This window comes from Paenibacillus agaridevorans, assembly GCF_018604145.1.
Lineage (GTDB): Bacteria > Bacillota > Bacilli > Paenibacillales > Paenibacillaceae > Pristimantibacillus > Pristimantibacillus agaridevorans.
This window is the reverse complement of record NZ_CP075889.1, coordinates 4,822,181-4,840,218: the sequence shown is the minus strand read 5'-3', so window position 1 is coordinate 4,840,218 and position 18,038 is coordinate 4,822,181. Positions and strand designations below refer to the sequence as shown.

The following is an 18,038-nucleotide window of genomic DNA, read 5'->3' as shown; positions in this document are numbered from 1 at the left end:
ATTACGTTTTTTGACTTGAAATAGGAACAAATGTTCGTGTATAATGAACTTACTATCAAGTACTCGATGAGGTGGGCTCTATGGAAGGTTACGTCGGCAAGACCGTTCAGCTCATATATAATGACCGGAACGGCAACGTTTCAATTCGGAACATACGGGTTATTTCAATAGTAAAGGATGTCATGAAAGCGTACTGTTACTCAGCTCAGTCAATCCGTTTATTTTACCTTGAACGTATTGTGGACGTGGAGGTGATTCGGAATGTTGGACGAGACAGCGCGTAAGTTGTTCCGGATGTTTTACGCTTTATACCGATTTGAATCGGCACATATCGATATGGATCGGTTGGCGCGATTGACCGGTCGATCGAAATTGCGAATTGCAACGGCTATTCGGGCTCTGGAGGAGAAACAATACATAACGTGGAATGAACGTACAGGAGTCATTCGAATAGTGACGCCGGCGGAACGTCATTTAAAAGAAGCGAATTGATGCGCGTGAGCAACAAACTCTCTTCCACTGGCAACGGAAGAGAGTTTGTTGCATGTCTATATACACTAACCGATCTTAACATTGTCCTCGCATTCCGCGGAACAGAAGCCATTGCGCGATGTTTCGCAGTCCGGGCAAACGATGTGCTGGCGGTGGCAGGTATCGTCGGCGCAGTTAATGTACGTCTCGGCAGGAGTTCCGCAATGGTAGCACTTGCCGACCACGATGCTTTCGTCCGTGCGGTTGATGGGAACGGAGATTCGCTCGTCGAACACATAACACTTGCCGTCGAACAGTCTGCCCTTTACCTCTTCGTCCTTGCCGTAAGTGACGATGCCGCCGTCTAGCTGATAGACGTCCGTAAAGCCCTCGCTCAGCATGACGCCGGTCAGCTTCTCGCAGCGGATGCCTCCAGTGCAGTAGGTCAGGATCGGCTTGTCCTTCAGGTCCGCCATATTCTCGCGAAGCCATTCCGGGAATTCCTTGAAAGTCTTGAGATCGGGCCGAATCGCTCCGCGGAAATGGCCGAGATCGAATTCATAGTCGCTGCGTCCATCCAAGACGATAACATCTTCTCTTTGCAAATATTCGTGGAACTCCTTGGGAGACAGATGCGTGCCCGTGAGCGTATTGGGATCAAGCGGCTTCTCGTAACGGAGCGTTACAAGCTCCTTCTTGTAGCGGACGAATATTTTGCGGAAGGCATGTCCTTCTGCTTCGTCAACCTTGAACACCATGTCGGCGAACAGCGGATTGGCGTGCATATCCCGCATATACTGCTCGGTCTGCTCGACTGTTCCGGAAACCGTTCCGTTAATGCCTTCGTCCGCGATCAGGATGCGGCCTTTTACATTCAATTCCTTGCAGTAGGCCAGATGTTCGGCAGCGAACTGCTCCGCATCGGGCACCGGAACGAATTTATAATACAACAAGATTTGATATTTGGATTGTTCGGTCATGGAGAAAGTCCTTTCTTTAACTAAGTAAGTATTGTTTCCATTGTAATGGACTCTGGGCGCGATCTCAACAGCAAAGACTGCCAGCATGGTGTAGCCGCCTTTGGATCAGGCGACATGATTCGTTTAACTCTGCTATACTTTCCTATAAAGAATTAGGAAGGAGAGGAGAGGGACGATGAAACCGAATCCGCCGATCATCCGGGATCGGATCGAGATGCCGCAGGACTTTCCGTTGCTTGTGTCGCAAACGGAGGGCGTAAGCCCGCTTTTCCAGCGGCTTCACTGGCACGATGCGCTGGAAATCAACTACATTGTGAGCGGCGTCGGCTACATCCTTATCAACGGCAGCCGGTACGAGCTGATGCAAGGCGACATCGTCCTCATCCACTCGGGCGATCTGCATCGCGCATTCGATACGGGCGGGCTGGTGATTGGCGTTATCATGTTCGATCCGGCCTATCTCGCGCTGGAACAGCGGTATGATACGGAGCTGCTGCTGCCGTTCCGGGGAACCGGCAGAACGTTCGATCACGTGCTTGACCGGGGCAATCCGGAGCTGCCCAGGCTGAGAGCGCTGCTGGAGGAGATGAAGGACGAATACGGTCGCAAAGAGCCTCACTTCGAGGCCGTTGTAAGGTCGCAGCTCGTAAGGTTTCTAGCTTACGCAAACCGATATTTTGTCAACAAATCCAGGGAAAAGGCAGCCCTTGCCAGAGGGACGGAGACGATCCGCCGGGTGCTGCGCGCCATGGAAGGCGATATAGCGCAGGGCTGGACGCTTGGCGAGCTCGCGAAGCTGGCCCATCTCAGCCCGTCGCGGTTCAGCGCCTTGTTCGTAAGCATCGTCGGCACGTCGCCGATGGACTACCTGATCCAGCTCAGGCTGTCGCGGGCAGTCGATCTGATCGAGACGACGGAGCTCAAAATGATCGATATTGCGGCGGAATGCGGATTCCGCAATCTGTCGAACTTCAACCGCTTGTTCAAAAGCCATATCGGCAAGCTGCCCTCCGAGCTGAGGGTTTGATTAAAAATCCCCGATTTCGGGCAAAAACAGTAAGATCGTATCAGAACATCGTTCCTTTAGCGTAGAGGGACGGTGTTTTTCTTTATTATAGTAGAGCTAATACAGGAGTAATCTCTACCTATACCCCATGAACGAGGAGCGTGAAGGTTATCCTATACTTAGGCATAGATGCGGGAGGAACAAAAACGCATGCCCTGCTGGTAAACGAACGGGGCGAGGCGCTGGGTCGCGGACATAGCGGCAACGGCAACCATCAAACGGCGTTCCAAGAGGCAAAAACCCATATCGAGGAGGCTTGCGACGCGGCGTTGGCCGAAGCGGGAGTATCGAAGCGGGAAGTGACGTTCGCGTACTTCGGGCTGGCCGGAGCCGATAGAGAGCCGGATTACGAAATTCTTCGGCCGATGATCGCTTCGCTCGGTTATGAGCGGTACGCAATCGCCTGCGACACGATGATCGGCATGCGCGCGGGCACGCATCAGTCCTACGGAGCAGTGATCATCAGCGGAACGGGCTTTAACGCGGCAGCACGCAACGTTGCGGGAGACGAGCTGCAATATGGCGGCTTCGGCTATTTGTTCGGGGACGGTCAAGGGTCCGGCACCGATCTCGGGGTTCATGCGTTCCGCACGGCGATCCGGTCCTGGGAAGGGCGCGAGAAACCTTCCGTTCTGTCGGAGACCGTCCCCGCCAAGCTTGGTTATCCGTCCGTGGAGGCGATGTACGACGACGCGCTCTACAACGGCTTGCGTCCGCCGGCCGGGCTGGCGAGACTCGTATTCGAGGCGGCAGCCGGAGGAGACGACGTGGCGATCCGCATTCTGGAGGAAACGGGCCGCGAGCATGCCAATGCCGTGCTGGCGCTTATTCGCAGGCTGGGCATGCAGGACGATACGTTCGACGTCGTGCTGACGGGCAGCGTCATGATGCGGGGCAGCTCGCCGCATATGGTCGACGCGATCCGGGAGGCCATCCGCGCCGAGGCGCCGGGCGCTTCCGTCGTCAAGCTTACGATCGACCCCGTGATCGGCGCGGTTATGAGCGCGATGGACAGCGCGGGATTGTCGATAGACGCGGAGATGGACGCAAGATTACGAAAAATCACTTTATAGGAGGGTATTGCAATGAACAAACAACCGCTCAAAGTCGCCGTGATCGGCGGAGGTTCCTCATATACGCCGGAGATTGTCGAAGGATTTATTAAACGGTACGACGAAATGCCGATTCGCGAGCTGTGGCTCGTCGACATCGAACAAGGCAAACATAAGCTCGACATCGTCGGCGCGCTGGCCAAACGGATGGTGGAGCAATCCGGCTTGCCGATCGAGGTTCATCTGACGCTGGACCGCCGGGAAGCGATCAAAGGCGCGGATTTCGTGACGACTCAGATGCGGGTCGGCCTGCTCGAGGCGCGCCGCCGCGACGAGCATATTCCCATCAGCCACGGCGTCATCGGCCAAGAGACGACGGGGCCCGGGGGCATGTTCAAGGCGCTGCGCACCGTTCCGGTCATTCTCGACATCTGCAAGGATATCGAGGAGCTCGCTCCGAACGCCTGGCTGCTCAACTTCACTAATCCGGCTGGCATCGTAACGGAAGCCGTGCTGAAACATACGAAGGTCAAGTCGGTGGGGCTCTGCAATTCGCCGATCAACTTCTATAAGTTTCTGGCCAAGGAATACGGCGTGACCGAACGCGAAGTGCTGCCGGAATTCGTGGGCATTAATCATCTGCATTGGGTAACCGCGGCGTACGTAAACGGCGAAGACAAGCTGCCGGAGCTGATCGGCCAAGGCCGGGAGTATACGGCTTCCAATGTGACCGCGCTGGATTGGGACGCGGACTTCCTGAGCTCGCTTGGCGCGATCCCGACGTATTATTTGCGTTACTTCTATATGACTGACAAGATGCTGGCGGACATGACGGCGTCGATGGAAAAGGACGGCACGCGCGCCGACATCGTAAGCCGCGTCGAAACGGAGCTATTCGAATTGTACAAGGACGTCCATCTGAAGGAGAAGCCGAAGCAGCTGGAGCAGCGCGGTGGCGCTTATTATTCCGAAGCGGCCGTAAACCTGATGCATTCATTGTATACGGACAAGCGCGACATCCAGACGCTGAACGTGAAGAACGGCAATATCATTCCGTTTTTGCCGCAGGATGCCAGCATCGAGGTCAACTGCGTCGTGACGGCGCAAGGACCGACGCCGATTCCGCTGCGCACCATTCCGGAACATGTGACGGGGCTGCTTCATGCGGTCAAGACGTACGAGTCGCTCACGATCCAAGCGGCGATTACCGGCGATCGAGGCATCGCCCTGCAGGCGCTCGTCCATCATCCGCTGGTGCCGAGCGTGACGGTTGCGAAGGCGCTGCTGGAGGAGATGCTGGAAGCGAATCGCGCCTATCTGCCGAATTTCTTTAAAAACGAAAACGAATAACGGTTGCGCGTTTCCCTGGCGTTCGGTTTGTCGAGGCTCTTGGCCTTGGCTAGCCGGACGTCTTTTTTGTGCCCTTATTTGCTCGCGCAATCCCCGCATTCCCCGCATTCCCGGACCTACTTTCAACCGAATGTTCACGGACTGGGCTCGGCAGCAACATCTTGCCGCAGACCGGCAAGGTTGCAATGATGGGGTAGTAATCTGCAGGGTGATGGGAAAGTTGAGCGCAGCGGAGTTATAGCCGAAGCGAATTAATGGGAAAAACCCCCTTTATTCTGGCGTCGGAACCTGGTTCTGAGACAATAAGGGGAATTTCTCCATCTAATCCATGGCTTATCACGTGCAGAGCCTAAAATATCTTGGAATATAGGGCACTTTTCCCTTTATTTCGTCTTCAAGACAGCAGACTTCAGCAATAGAGGGAGGAATTCCGTTTATTTGTTCGAGCTTTCGAGCTGTCCTCCAGTAGGCTGCATATATGTTGGTCATCTTTGGCCCAACAGTCTGCGTATTTCATTTGCCTATTGCGTCTTATAGTGTCAGCTGTTATAGTTGATATATAACAACTAATCGATGTATTTTCGGAGGTGAAGCCATTGCTGTTGGAAATCGATCTGCAATCGGAGGTGCCGCTGTATACGCAGCTCGTTAATGCCATTGTGGAGGGCATTGCAAGGAAACGGCTGCGTCCAGGCGAGCCGCTGCCATCGGTTCGAAGTCTCGCGTCGGATTTGGGCATCAACCTTCACACCGTGAACAAGGCGTACCAAATTTTGAAGCAGGAGGGGTACGTGCAGATTAACCGGAAGCAAGGCGTCGTCGTACATCCGGACACGATGCCCCCCGCCGACGAATCTTACCATCAACGCCTAAATGAACAACTGAAGCCGCTGATCGCGGATGCGATCTGTCGGGGATTGACGAAGGAGCAGTTCGGCGCGTTATGCCACGAAGTGTTCGAAGACATGAGGAGAGAGGAGAATACGAATGGCTAATAATTGGATGTTGCTGCTGGTACTTGTTATTATGATTCCCGTCGTGCTGACGACAACCGTCATTCCGCTGCTGACGAGGAGGATCGAAAGCTTCGGCGTGACGATTCCGGAAGAAGGGCAGAACCACCCGGACATCAGAGCGCTGCGCAAAAGCTACTTGTGGTGGAACGGAGGGCTCGGCGCGTTGCTGACGGCTTCGCTGATGATTATTACGTTCCGGATCTCCAGCGACAACGCCTGGGGAATCGCGCTCGCCGCCCATACCGTATTGTATATAATCGTTTCCTTTGGCATCTATTACAAGATTCATCGGGCCGTAAAGGCCATCAAAGAAAAAGAACAATGGCTTAAAGACGCGCCTCAGCGCATTATGGTCAGCACGGCCTTCCGCACGGAAAAGCTTACCCAGCCTCATTACTGGTTTATCCCGCATTTGCTGCTTATTATGGGGACGATACTCGTCTGCGTGCTCGGTTACGACCGGTTCCCGGAGCTCATGCCGATGAAATACGATTTTAACGGAGAAGTGACACGCAGCGTGGCAAAAAGCTACACTTCCGTCCTTTGGCCCGTATTCGTGCAAGCCTTCCTTCTGATTGTTTTCGTCTTTACGAATGTCGTCATTGGGCGCAGCAAACAAGTGGCGGAAGCATCCGATCCGGAAGGATCGCTGCATCGCAACTTGAGGTTCCGCCGAATCTGGTCCGCTTATTTGATCATCTTCGGTTTTATGATTATGGCAGCCATCGGCATGATACCTGTGGGGATGTTGCTCGACTGGTCCGGCAATGTTTCTGCGTTAGCCACGATCTTGGTGGTGGGACTGATGGTGGTATCCTCCATAGCGCTGTCCGTCAAAACGGGACAAGGCGGAAGCCGGCTCAAGTCGGAGGGCGGAGGCAAGCCGCAAACAACGGTTGCGTCGGCCGCAGATCACGATCGCCATTGGAAGCTGGGAGTTATCTATTTTAACCCGAATGACCCGGCTCTGTTTGTCGAAAAGCGGTTCGGCATCGGATGGACGATGAATATGGCAAGACCGGTCGTGTGGATCATTGTTGTTCTCATCATTTTGGTCGCCGTAGGGCTGCCTTTGATCATCGAGTAGGCAGTTCCGATCAATTGGTAACTGGAATTTAAATGAAAACGTTCCATTTACGAATAATGGAATAAATTTCGAGTTGATTATTCGTGAAAAATGTTGACAAAACGTTTGCTCTCTCATTAGAATTAAAGTCGGAAGACAACAACCGCATAGGAACTTTTCGTATAATCTCAAGAATCGGCTTGAGAGTCTCTACTCGGTCACCGTAAATGATCAGGCTACGAAAAGGGTGAAGAAAGCAAGTTCGCTGCGGTCCGGCGAATGTTTTCTTCCCTTTTTGCAGAGCCTAGAAGAAATGCCATTATGCATTTTTTACTAGGCTTCTTTGTTTGTTCCAACACAATTTTGGGAGGGTTATTCAAAATGGAACGTTTCTTTCGTTTGAAGGAACTGGGAACAAATGTCAGAACTGAAGTCATGGCGGGACTGACGACTTTCATGACGATGGCTTACATACTGGCCGTCAACCCGGCAATCTTGTCGCCGACGGGTCTGGATTGGACGGCTGTCTTCCTGGCTACGGCACTGGCAGCAGGCATCTTCACGATCGCGATGGGTTTGTTCGTGAACTTCCCGGTTGCGCTCGCGCCGGGCATGGGGCTTAACGCATACTTTGCATCGGTTATTCTCGCTTCGGCCGCAACGGACACTCCGATATCCCCGGCAATGGGTCTTACGGCGGTGTTCATCTCCGGTATTATTTTTATCATCCTGACGGTCACGCAGATCCGCCAGATGCTCATTACGGCCGTACCGGACAGCCTGAAGCACGCGATTACGGTCGGCATTGGTTTGTTTATCGCCGTAATCGGTCTTAAGAACAGCGGTCTGATGACGATTATCGCCTTCGAGGACGGGGGTACGCTTATCTCCCTCGGAAGCTTCCACAATGAAAATGTGGTGTTTACCGTCATTGCGATCGCTCTGATCGCGATTCTGATGGTCCTGCGCGTGCCGGGAGCTATTCTTTTCGGTATTCTGGGTACGACGGTTATCGCGCTGATTTCCGGTCATGTTAACATTAGCGAAGCGCTTGAAGGAAAAACCTGGATTCCCGACTTCTCCACGATGAACGTATGGCATTTCGACTTCGCGGGCGTTATGGAAGTGGGCTTGATTACAGTTATTCTGACCTTCACGTTCGTCGAGCTGTTCGATACGTTCGGTACGCTTGTCGGCACGGCTAACCGCGCCGGCGTCATGAAGGACCCCGAAAAAGGGAAAAAAGTTGTGGGCAAAGCGATGATGGTCGACGCGATCGGCGTTGGTGGCGGCGCTGTCCTTGGAACGAGCACGGTAACGGCTTTCGTCGAGAGCTCCGCGGGTATCGCGCAAGGCGGACGTTCCGGCTTGACGGCGGTAACGACGGGCATCTGCTTCCTGCTGGCGATCTTCCTTTCGCCGCTCGTAGCGCTTGTGCCCGGAACGGCGACTGCGGCGGCACTGATTATCGTCGGCGTGCTGATGATGCAATCCGTAAAGGAGATCGACTTCTCCGATATGGTTTATGCGATTCCGGCATTCCTGACGCTTGCGATGATGCCTTTCACTTACAGCATCGCGAACGGCATCTCCTTCGGTATCGTATCCTACGTCTTGCTTGCATCCGTTGCAAATATTGCTGGCAAAGGCAAATACAAAGTACATTGGCTCATGTGGATACTCGCGGTACTGATCATCTGCCGTTACGTATTTATGGGCGGCGAATAATCAAATGGAAAGCAGCAGCGCTGGACCGGCGCTGTTGCTTTTTTTTTGTTTAGGAAATTATGCGACATACCAGACTGAAGATACTGAGAGCAGCTGTAGGCGTTAAAAACGCCGATGGAGCGGAAAGTAACTCTGATTAGCATCTAGTTACGCTTATGGGCTCCAAAAAGTAGGCGAACGAGCAGCTGTAGACGTTAAAACGCCGATGGGCCGGAAAGTAACTCTGATTAGTGTCCATAGTCGTTAGTAACGCCTATGGATCCAAAAAGTGGGCGATCGAGCAGCTGTAGGCGTTAATAACGTCGATGGACCGGAAAGTAACTCTGATTAGTGTCCATAGTCGTTAGTAACGCCTATGGATCCAAAAAGTGGGCGAAAGAGCATCTGTAGGCGTTAAAAACGCCGATGGGCTGGAAAGTAACTTTGATTAGTGTCCATAGGCGTTAGGAACGCTTATGGCTTCTGAAAGAAGGCGAACGAGCAGCTGTAGGCGTTAAAAACGCCGATGGACTGGAAAGTAACGCTAATTAGCGTTCATAGGCGTTAAAAACGCTTATGGGCCGGAAAGTAACTCTGATTAGTGTCCATAGGCGTTAGTAACGCTTATGGCATCAGAAGGAAGGCGAACGAGAACTGTAGGCGTTAAAAACGCTTTATAGCTCCAAAAAGTTGTTGTCCGCGGCTGCTTTCCTTTAATGCCTGTTTCTCATCGCTCATGTTGGGGTAAGCCTATGTAAGAGATTGCAACATATTTCTTGTACATGGAGGGTGATCCATATGATTAAGCTTGGAGTAACGGTATTGGCGGGGGCGCTGTTCCTTACGGGGTGTTCGGACGAGACAGGAGCGGGCAACGTCCAGGATCAGCCGCAGGAGGAGCAGCACCAAGAACAACGGGCAACGGATCCAGCTAACGAAGAGTGGGATTACAAGCAAGGGCGAGTCGTTGCCATTGATGTGCCCAAGCTGCTAGTCGTGCAGAGTGCGGACATTACCGATCTGGAGCTGGCGCCGACGAAGGAAGCGCTCGAAGAGCTGCTCGACGTCGTGAAGCCGGATGCCGTATGGGTGACCGTATCGGACGAGTCGCTGTTGGAAGGTATTGAAGTAGGCGACGAGGTCAACGTCGAGATTGCGGGGGAACTTACCAATACGTATCCTGCAGAAGGAACCGCGACGGATGTGAGAGAAGTCATTGAAGTATCCTGACGAGTTGACGTTGTTGACGCAGAGGTATTGGATGGATCCATGAGAAAGCGGCAGCCAAGGACAAGAAATCATGTCATGGTGCCGCTTTTTTGCTATGAATCGATGTTTATTCATCCGCTCTGTATTCCAGCAGATCTCCGGGCTGGCAGTCCAACGCCTTGCAAATTGCTTCCAATGTCGATAAGCGGACCGCCTTGGCCTTGCCGTTCTTCAGGATGGACAGGTTCGCCATCGTAATGCCGATTCTCTCCGCAAGCTCCGTTACGCTCATCTTCCTCTTCGCAAGCATAACATCAATATTAATGATTATAGCCATTTCATTCACCTCATATCGTTAGGTCGTTTTCTGCTTGAATCGCAATGGCGTTGTTAAGGAGCTTCTGCAGCACGGCAGCGAAAACCGCAATGACGAGCGGAGCGAATACGAATACCATCCCAACTACGATCATACCCGGAGCATCGTCCACGTCCGCGATGAGATAGAGGAAGGGCAGACAAGCCGCGAACAAGGCGCTGACGGCGATGGCGCAATTTCTGATGTTCCGCAGTGCCGTAACGGACAACTCCGAGAACGCCAGGTTCTTGTCAATATAAGCGAGAAGCTTCATGGTTTGAAATAACGCGATGAAATAGGGGATTGCCGCAGCGTATATACCAGCGATAATGGCATACAGCCAATATTCGGGATACCGTTCGGCGGGATCGCTCGCGATCGTCGGCAAGCCGAAGGCGCATAAAGCAAGGATCGGAATTCCCATCACGATGACAGCTGCCTTTAAAAATAACGTTTCTCGTTTCAAAAACAACACCTCGGTTCTTTAATGTTAGGTTGAGTTTATCACGAGATTTATCGTAAAACAACAAATAATATCTGTTTTGAAGTATATAAGTATTGTTATTCGCGGCTGTGGAGTGCGTGCGAGTAACGCATGTGAAGCCTCACCATGTGAAGCAGCACGTCGCACTGTACAACATGGCAGCAAAGAATGCAGGATAATCGGACGCGATCGCAGAAGCCATTTATAAGGTCGAAGGGAATGCTAAAAACGGCGGTCGCGCTAAAATTCCGATAGCGCGACCGCCGTTTTTCCGGGGCAGTTTTATTTTTTTATTTGAAAAACAAAAAATGAGTAGGCAGCTTGCGCAACGATCCGTCCGACGGCTTGTTAATAAGCTTGCCGTTAAAGACAAGCGATGAGGATCCGCCTCCGTCCAGATTATAAGCGTCTATCGCGCCGTAACCCTTTAGCAAATCCTGGAGTTCTCCGAGCGTCGCGCCGGAGCTCCCTGCTTCATTGTACCCGTCAGTAACGAGGATGAGCAGTTGATCGTCCTTGTAGTTGGCGATGACGGTACGCGGCGCGCGGCGAGGACTGACCTGCCACTTGAGCGGAATGCTCTGGGCGGCTCCCCCGCGCAGCAAGACGGGGACGAAGGAAGCGCCGTATTTTGGCTTCAGGGCGTCCAACTTGTCCTTGCTGGCGAATTTGCCGCCGATCAATTTGTTTTTATCGTTCATCCCGACAAAAAACAAATCCGAATAAGAAGCTTCGAAGCCGGTCACATATTTGCCGTCCACGATCGTGTTGCTCAGCGGATAACGTTTGCCGCCGCCGTCGGCGAAGCCGCCCGCATTGACGCCGACCGCCGCCTTATGCGACTGGACGGCTTGCATCGTAGTCTGGGCTTGTCCGATCTCGGAGCCGCCGAGCACCATCTTCATGGCATCGCCTGACTTCAGCTTGATCTTGACCGCGTAACTCTTAAACGAATCGTTGCTCAGATAGAACAGCTGAGCGCGAAGCTTGTCCGTATCGATCGTGGCGGAAGGCTTGCCGAGCTTCGACGTAATCTTCGCGTCGTAGATAGCGAGCGGCCTTGCCGCTTGCGTGGCGGCAAGCTTGGAAATGGCGGTCATCTCCGCGTTGGTTCGATTGTACAAGTCGAGCTGTTTCTTGATGGACTCTCCGGTTCCTATAGCCGTTTCGCGAGCGGCATCCAGTCCGCCGTAGGCTTCCGATAACAGGGCCTCCGTTCTGGCGAGCGGTTCGGAGGAGGCAAACTCCGCTCCGTCCAGTCCTGAGAGCTGGACGGCCATTCCGCTGGCGATAAGCCAGATCAAGATGCCGACGAAGGGCGACAAGGCGAGAAGCGCCGTGCGATTCAACGTTTTGGCCGTGATGTTCATTTAAGCACGTCCAAGCTTTTTTTCAATTCGTCCAGTTGCTTCTTGACCTCGTTAAGCTGCGTATATAGCTTGTTGCTATTATCGGTCTTGGTATCGGCGTTATCCTTGGTAAACGTAAGCAGTTCATTTAAAGCGTCGATCTTGCCTTTAAGCTCCGTCATTTCGGCCGCATAGCCGGCATCCAGATCCGCAAGCTTGGCGTCGTACGCCTGCTGCATCACCTGGAGTTGAGCGGAGGTTTGCCGTTCGATATCTGCCGTAATATCCTGTTGCATCCGATCCGTGTACCACTTCGCCATATAGAAGCCGCCGCCGATGAGCACCGCCCATACGGATATGAACACGACGAGCGATACTACGCTTCTGCGCTTGCGCGTCGCATGCTCCTGACGGCTTGCAAGGTTGCTTTCCAAACTTACTTCATTCATCTATTCATTCACCTCTCAAGCCTGAATTCTGTGTCGCCGCGGATGAACGAACCGTTGTGTGCGCTATTGCCCCTGTCCCGTTTTGCCTACCAGTAAGGACGCTTTTTATGCCGAAAGGTTGCGAATGTCATCTTATTGTAACAAAGAGGGGCGGCGGCGTCCTTGGTTTTCGAAAGTGCAAATGTTGGTTTATAATAGAGACATGTTAGCAGAAAGGTGAGGTGGCAACCATGGCAGAACAACAATCGAACCAGTACGAGAAGGTCGCATTCGCGGGCGGATGCTTCTGGTGCATGGTGACGCCGTTCGAGGAAATGCCGGGCATTGTCTCGGTCGTATCCGGTTATATAGGCGGTCATACCGTCAACCCGACGTACGAGGAGGTTTGCTCCGAAACGACGGGACATGCGGAAGCCGTGCTGATCACTTATGATCCGGCGGTATTCCCGTTCCGGAAGTTGCTCGGCATCTACTGGCAGCAGATCGATCCGACCGATGCAGGCGGCCAGTTCCACGACCGCGGCGAATCATATCGCACGGGTATCTTCTATTACACGGAGGAGCAGCGGCAGGAGGCCGAGGCTTCCAAGGCCGAGCTTGCAAGCAGCGGACGCTTCGACAAGCCGATCGTGACGGAGATTACGGAGGCAGACGTCTTTTACCCTGCAGAGGAGTACCATCAGGATTATCACAACAAGAATCCGTTCCGTTACAAAATGTACCGCAGAGGCTCCGGCCGCGACGCCTTCATCTCGGAGCATTGGTCGGCAAAGAAGGACCAGCAGGAACTGAAGCGAAAGCTGACCCCCATTCAATACAACGTAACACAGGAGAACGGGACGGAACGTCCGTTCACTGGCGAATACTGGGACCATACGGAGGACGGCATCTACGTCGACATCGTGTCGGGCGAGCCGTTGTTCAGCTCCAAGGACAAGTACGACGCGGGCTGCGGCTGGCCGAGCTTTACGAAGCCGCTTCAGAAAGCCGCGGTGACGGAGCATACGGATTCGAGCCACTTCATGGTTCGCGTCGAGGTGCGGAGCAAGGAAGGCGACTCCCATCTCGGCCACGTCTTCGAAGATGGTCCGCAACCGACGGGGCTGCGGTACTGCATTAATTCGGCTTCCCTCCGGTTCGTGCCGAAGGAAAAGCTTGCCGAAGAAGGATATGGCGAATACGCTTATTTGTTCAATGACTAAAAAAGATGAAAAATCTAACAGACACCAGCGACGCTATTAGTCCGATTTTTAACCTCAACCAAATCTAACGGACCGGAAAGACAATATTGAGTCGTAATGGAGCCAATTTGCGCGATGATGATGCCAATAAGATCCCATGTGTCTGTTAGATTTTCGAAAACCTAAAAAATCGAAGAATAGCGTCGTTTATGTCCGATAGGCAGTGAGTGGCTTATATTTCACCGGCAAACGGTGCGTTCTTGCACAGCAGGACGGCGAAGCCGTTTATCCTTGCAATTAACCAATAACGAAATGCAAGCTATATTTGAAATATTAATTAAACATGGGCACAGAAGGAGACTGGAGCAATGAGCATGGAAACACCCGCAACGAATGCGCCTGTAGAGCGCAAGTCTATGGACGTCTTGGAGGCGATACGCAAGCGCCGTTCCATCGGCAGAGTGAAAAGCGATCCCGTGGATCGCTCGGTCATCGAGGAACTGCTGGAAGCGGCAAGCTGGGCGCCTAGCCACTTCAACACGCAGCCTTGGCGCTTTATCGTCATGACGGGCGACGGCAGAGCGGCGCTTGGCGAAGGGTACGCCAATGTGGCGAAGTCGGGCTGGCCCGAGATGAGTGCCGAGGAGTTAGAGGGGAAGCTGCAGAAGGAGCGGGCCAAGGCATACCGTTCGCCCGTTGTCATCGCGGCTGTCTACTCCAAGTCGGAGGACGCGCGCGCCGTATATTCGGAAGAATTGGCGGCTGCCCAAGCTGCCGTTCAGAACCTGCTGCTTGCTGCTCACGCCCATGGCTTGGGCGCGATTTGGCGCTCGGGCGAGCCGATGTACAATCCGTTGATGCGCAGCGCGCTTGGATTAACGGAAGGCAAGGAAGAGATTACAGGTCTGATCTACCTCGGCTACCCGGACATGGCGCCTCCTGCGCAAAAGCGCTCGCCGATCTCGGAGAAGACGGTATGGCTGGAAGGCTGATCGTTTGGAGAATTTGCATTGGAGTTCCCTACTCCCGCCTGATGGCGGGGGTGGGGCTTTTTTCGGTTTAGCAATGCTCCTGTTTACCATTTCCGCTCTATCAAATATGGAAAAGATTTGATAGAATAGGAGTTATCTTGGTTCAAATAAGACCAAAGACCTATTTGATGGATAGAGGAGAGCCGGCAGATGAAACGTTTTACGGCATTTATCGCAGCACTATTACTATCTTTAAGCTTGGCCACCGGCGCATCGGCGGCCGCGCCAACGCCTCCCTCCATCTGGATTGACGGACAGCCGGTCAAGTTCGGCGAACAGAAGCCGTTTATCCAAAACGGCGTTACTTTCGTCCCGGTTCGCATGCTGCTGGAGGAGTTGGCTTTCGAGCTGGACTGGAACGAAAAGCTGAGAGTCGTTACGGCTACCGGCGATAAGGCAACCATCATCCTGGAGATCGACCGCAAGACGGCGTATGTCAATTCCAAGCCGCAAGAGCTGGATGCTGCTCCCAAGATCCTCAACAAGACTACATACGTGCCGCTGCGATTTATCATTAGCGCATCCGGCTACGAGATCGAATGGCTTGAGGACGTTCGCGCGGTCCTCATTGATACGATCCAAGAGAGCCGCGGCTTTATGTACAAGGTGGAAAACGGCGAAAACGTCGTTTATCTGCTTGGTTCCATCCACGTCGGCAACGATGCGATGTATCCTCTTCGCGACGAAATCACGGATGCCTTCCAGGAAGCGGACTTCTTGTCAGTGGAAGTGAACGGAGAATCGGATGAGGTTGATTATGAGAAGCTGCTAGGTAATCTCGGTTACTATAAGGACGGCACGACGCTTCGCAATCATTTGTCTACGGAAGGGTACGAAGCAGTCGTGCAACTCTTGACGGATCTGGAGCTGGAAACCAACACGCTTGATACGCTCAAACCTTGGTTCGCATCGTTTGTTCTGGACAGCTGGCTTCAAGAGGATTCGGAATTCGAAGCGGAGCTTGGCATCGATCAATATTTTATGGATCAAGCCATCAAGAAGGAAATTCCGATTTTGGAGCTGGAGTCGGCGGAGCTGCAGTACAGAATGTTCGATAATTTCTCGGCCGAGCTGCAGGAAGGGATGCTCATGGGTTCCGTCTATGGCTTCTACAACGAAAGCGACAGCGTGCAGGATTTGTCTTCGATGTGGGTGGACGGAGATATCGAGATGCTGACCGAGCTCGCGGAAGATACGAAGTCGAACGAGGAATATTACAACGCCGTGCTGAGGGACCGCAACGTGGGAATGGCGGAAGGTATCGACGGCTACTTGAACAACAAGGAAGCTTCAACGTTCTTTGTCGTCGTAGGTGCTCTGCACCTGCCCGGCGAGGACGGGGTAGTCGCGCTTCTGGAAGAGATGGGCTACACCGTTACCCGCATCTGATTGTTTCAACCTCGAAATGGCTACAAAAAAGGGGCTGTCCAATAAGTCTCAAAAATAAAAAGTTGGGCGGAAAAACACTTCCGTCCAACTTTTTTGCGTACCTGCTTTTTCAGGAAAGTGGCGAAGTGGATGCCTGCCACTTAACATTCAACCAAAACGAGGCGGCCAGCATTCCGTTTTCACTGATTTATTGGATAGTCATTTGCCAGATGCAGGCCAGCTTGGTGACATGTGTATGAATTTTCATACACGTTTGGCCAAATACCGACCTATTTGGTGAATTGTATATGAATTTTCATACATGTTTGGCCAGGTGCCGGCCTATTTGGTGGATTGTGTATGAATTTTCATACACGTTTGGTCAGTTGCTGGCCTATTTGGTGGATTGTGTATGAATTTTCATATATGTTTGAACAAGCCTACCCATATAATCGAGCCATAAGGACAACGGGGCTACCTTAAAAGTTCACTTCTCGGACGGCCCCTTGTTTGTCTTTACCTTCGCTTACGAATTACCGGACGTATTTTTTGATCGTAAAGTTCTCGCCCAGGACGAACCAGTTCTGCGGGAAAGAGACGCCAAGCACCCAATAGCTCACTCCGCGCAGTCCAAGCCGCTTTACGACGTCGAACTTCGCTTGGACGCTGCGAGCATCCTCGAACCAGACGACATGCTCGTTGCCCTGCTCGTCATAATAATGGAAGAACGGCGACTGAGACTCCTCGTCGTACTCAATTTCGGCGCCGTATTTCGCCGCTCGCTCCACGGCCGCGAAGGGGCTGACCGTCGGCGCCCATCGGCCGCCCGAGACGTATGGAAGCGTCCAGTCATAGCCGTACAGCGGCATGCCCATGACGACCTTGTCAGCCGGGATGACGCTAAGCGCGTAATTGACGACCTTTAGCACTTCGTTTAGAGGAGCGACGGCTCTCGGCGGTCCGCCGGACCAGCCCCATTCGTAGGTCATCAGAATGACAAAGTCGAGAATGCGTCCGTGCGCCTCGTAATCATGCGCCTCGTACAACGTGCCCGTTTGCGTGGCGGACAGCTTGGGCGCAAGCGCGGAGGAGACGAGATAGCCTTGCGGGCGCAGCGTGTCGACAAGCTTTTGCAGGAACGCGTTATACAACTCTTTGTCGGCAGGCGGTACATATTCGAAGTCTACGTTCAGCGCCATATAGCCGTTCTGCGCCATAACGGCGACGATACCCGCGATGACGCGATTTTGAACCTCCTCTTCGGCTACGACGGCATGGGCGATATCGGGACTGAAGTTGCCGTCCACGAAATTCGTGATCACCATCATGGGAGCGGCCCGCTTTGCGTACGCCGCGGCGATGATGGCCGTATCGTCCAGCGGCCTGAGACTTCCATCGGGCTGAACCCGATAGCTGAACGGGCTCAGAAAGGTCAAATATTCTCCGATTTCGTTCACGATGGCCACGCCGTTCTGCTCCAGCTTCTCGGTATAGGCATTGACCTCGATAACCGGCTTGGCCGCGGTCGGAATTTTCAGCATCTGGCCGGGATAAATAAGGGCGGGATTCCGAATGCCGTTGGCGGATGCGAGCTCCTGGAGCGTGACTCCGTATCGTTGGCCGATCTGCCATAACGATTCGCCTGCAAGCACCTTGTGAGAAGCGGGAGACGGCTCCGTCGGCACGATGACAGCCTGCCCGATGACCAATATGCTTTGCTGAGACAAGCCGTTTGCGACGAGAATATGCGACAAAGGAACGCCGTAGTTTTGAGACAGCTTCCATAGCGAGTCCCCGTTCTTGACGGTATGAATGATCAAGACAATGACCTCCTTATATATTCGGTACGTCCCGTTAAACCTTATCTCTATATGTATTCAGAAGAACATGTACCTAGACGAAGG

General features: G+C 53.0%; 17 protein-coding genes and 1 riboswitch. Of the genes, 11 read left to right on the top strand and 6 right to left on the bottom strand.

All coding sequences use genetic code 11. From position 1 onward, the window contains the following. The first annotated feature begins 261 nt into the window (after window positions 1–261). Entirely contained in the window at window positions 262–492 is a 231-nt protein-coding gene (locus tag KJW29_RS19775) for a hypothetical protein (protein ID WP_214625848.1), read from the top strand. A 65-nt stretch (window positions 493–557) separates the two neighbouring features. On the opposite strand, the gene trhO is transcribed toward KJW29_RS19775, so the two are convergent. Next, window positions 558–1,451: an oxygen-dependent tRNA uridine(34) hydroxylase TrhO gene (gene trhO / locus KJW29_RS19770; protein WP_214631215.1), complete on the bottom strand. Its 894-nt coding sequence runs from the start codon at window positions 1,449–1,451 to the stop codon at window positions 558–560. 175 nt (window positions 1,452–1,626) lie between these two features. On the opposite strand from trhO, the gene KJW29_RS19765 reads away from it, so the two are divergent. From KJW29_RS19765 to KJW29_RS19735, 7 genes are all read left to right on the top strand, one after another. Next, window positions 1,627–2,478, top strand: coding sequence for an AraC family transcriptional regulator (locus KJW29_RS19765; protein WP_214625847.1), 852 nt, complete (start codon window positions 1,627–1,629; stop codon window positions 2,476–2,478). A gap of 140 nt (window positions 2,479–2,618) precedes the next feature. Beyond that, window positions 2,619–3,590 (top strand): N-acetylglucosamine kinase, encoded by a 972-nt coding sequence (locus tag KJW29_RS19760; protein ID WP_214625846.1) that lies wholly within the window; start codon window positions 2,619–2,621, stop codon window positions 3,588–3,590. Window positions 3,591–3,602: 12 nt separating this feature from the next. Next, window positions 3,603–4,919: a 6-phospho-beta-glucosidase gene (locus KJW29_RS19755; protein ID WP_214625845.1), complete on the top strand. Its 1,317-nt coding sequence runs from the start codon at window positions 3,603–3,605 to the stop codon at window positions 4,917–4,919. 596 nt (window positions 4,920–5,515) lie between these two features. Next, entirely contained in the window at window positions 5,516–5,914 is a 399-nt protein-coding gene (locus KJW29_RS19750) for a GntR family transcriptional regulator (protein WP_087571402.1), read from the top strand. Beyond that, the gene (locus tag KJW29_RS19745) at window positions 5,907–7,022 is read left to right on the top strand and encodes a DUF1648 domain-containing protein (RefSeq protein WP_214625844.1); all 1,116 of its coding nucleotides are present in this window, start codon (window positions 5,907–5,909) and stop codon (window positions 7,020–7,022) included. Before KJW29_RS19750 ends, KJW29_RS19745 begins: the two co-directional genes overlap by 8 nt. A gap of 137 nt (window positions 7,023–7,159) precedes the next feature. Further along, window positions 7,160–7,260: riboswitch (purine riboswitch) on the top strand. Window positions 7,261–7,382: 122 nt separating this feature from the next. Then, window positions 7,383–8,729: an NCS2 family permease gene (locus KJW29_RS19740; protein WP_087571404.1), complete on the top strand. Its 1,347-nt coding sequence runs from the start codon at window positions 7,383–7,385 to the stop codon at window positions 8,727–8,729. 777 nt (window positions 8,730–9,506) lie between these two features. Further along, window positions 9,507–9,938 (top strand): DUF3221 domain-containing protein, encoded by a 432-nt coding sequence (locus KJW29_RS19735; RefSeq protein WP_187101725.1) that lies wholly within the window; start codon window positions 9,507–9,509, stop codon window positions 9,936–9,938. Window positions 9,939–10,044: 106 nt separating this feature from the next. On the opposite strand, the gene KJW29_RS19730 is transcribed toward KJW29_RS19735, so the two are convergent. The 4 genes from KJW29_RS19730 to KJW29_RS19715 all read right to left on the bottom strand — a co-directional run bounded on the left by KJW29_RS19730 (window position 10,045) and on the right by KJW29_RS19715 (window position 12,554). Continuing rightward, the gene (locus tag KJW29_RS19730; protein ID WP_087571415.1) at window positions 10,045–10,254 is read right to left on the bottom strand and encodes a helix-turn-helix domain-containing protein; all 210 of its coding nucleotides are present in this window, start codon (window positions 10,252–10,254) and stop codon (window positions 10,045–10,047) included. Window positions 10,255–10,264: 10 nt separating this feature from the next. Further along, on the bottom strand, window positions 10,265–10,696 hold the full coding sequence (locus KJW29_RS19725) for a DUF2975 domain-containing protein (protein WP_214631214.1): 432 nt from the start codon (window positions 10,694–10,696) through the stop codon (window positions 10,265–10,267). Window positions 10,697–11,046: 350 nt separating this feature from the next. Continuing rightward, the gene (locus KJW29_RS19720; RefSeq protein ID WP_214625843.1) at window positions 11,047–12,126 is read right to left on the bottom strand and encodes a phosphodiester glycosidase family protein; all 1,080 of its coding nucleotides are present in this window, start codon (window positions 12,124–12,126) and stop codon (window positions 11,047–11,049) included. Then, complete coding sequence (locus KJW29_RS19715; RefSeq protein WP_187101723.1) at window positions 12,123–12,554, bottom strand: hypothetical protein; 432 nt, start codon at window positions 12,552–12,554, stop codon at window positions 12,123–12,125. The genes KJW29_RS19720 and KJW29_RS19715 overlap by 4 nt, the downstream gene beginning before the upstream one ends. Before the next feature lie 230 nt (window positions 12,555–12,784). On the opposite strand from KJW29_RS19715, the gene msrB reads away from it, so the two are divergent. The 3 genes from msrB to KJW29_RS19700 all read left to right on the top strand — a co-directional run bounded on the left by msrB (window position 12,785) and on the right by KJW29_RS19700 (window position 16,155). Next, window positions 12,785–13,756 (top strand): peptide-methionine (R)-S-oxide reductase MsrB, encoded by a 972-nt coding sequence (gene msrB, locus KJW29_RS19710; RefSeq protein ID WP_214625842.1) that lies wholly within the window; start codon window positions 12,785–12,787, stop codon window positions 13,754–13,756. A 347-nt stretch (window positions 13,757–14,103) separates the two neighbouring features. After that, window positions 14,104–14,727 (top strand): nitroreductase family protein, encoded by a 624-nt coding sequence (locus KJW29_RS19705; protein ID WP_246608292.1) that lies wholly within the window; start codon window positions 14,104–14,106, stop codon window positions 14,725–14,727. Window positions 14,728–14,916: 189 nt separating this feature from the next. Continuing rightward, window positions 14,917–16,155: a TraB/GumN family protein gene (locus KJW29_RS19700; RefSeq protein ID WP_214625841.1), complete on the top strand. Its 1,239-nt coding sequence runs from the start codon at window positions 14,917–14,919 to the stop codon at window positions 16,153–16,155. A gap of 512 nt (window positions 16,156–16,667) precedes the next feature. On the opposite strand, the gene KJW29_RS19695 is transcribed toward KJW29_RS19700, so the two are convergent. Beyond that, complete coding sequence (locus tag KJW29_RS19695; protein ID WP_214625840.1) at window positions 16,668–17,954, bottom strand: LysM peptidoglycan-binding domain-containing protein; 1,287 nt, start codon at window positions 17,952–17,954, stop codon at window positions 16,668–16,670. Window positions 17,955–18,038: the final 84 nt, after the last annotated feature.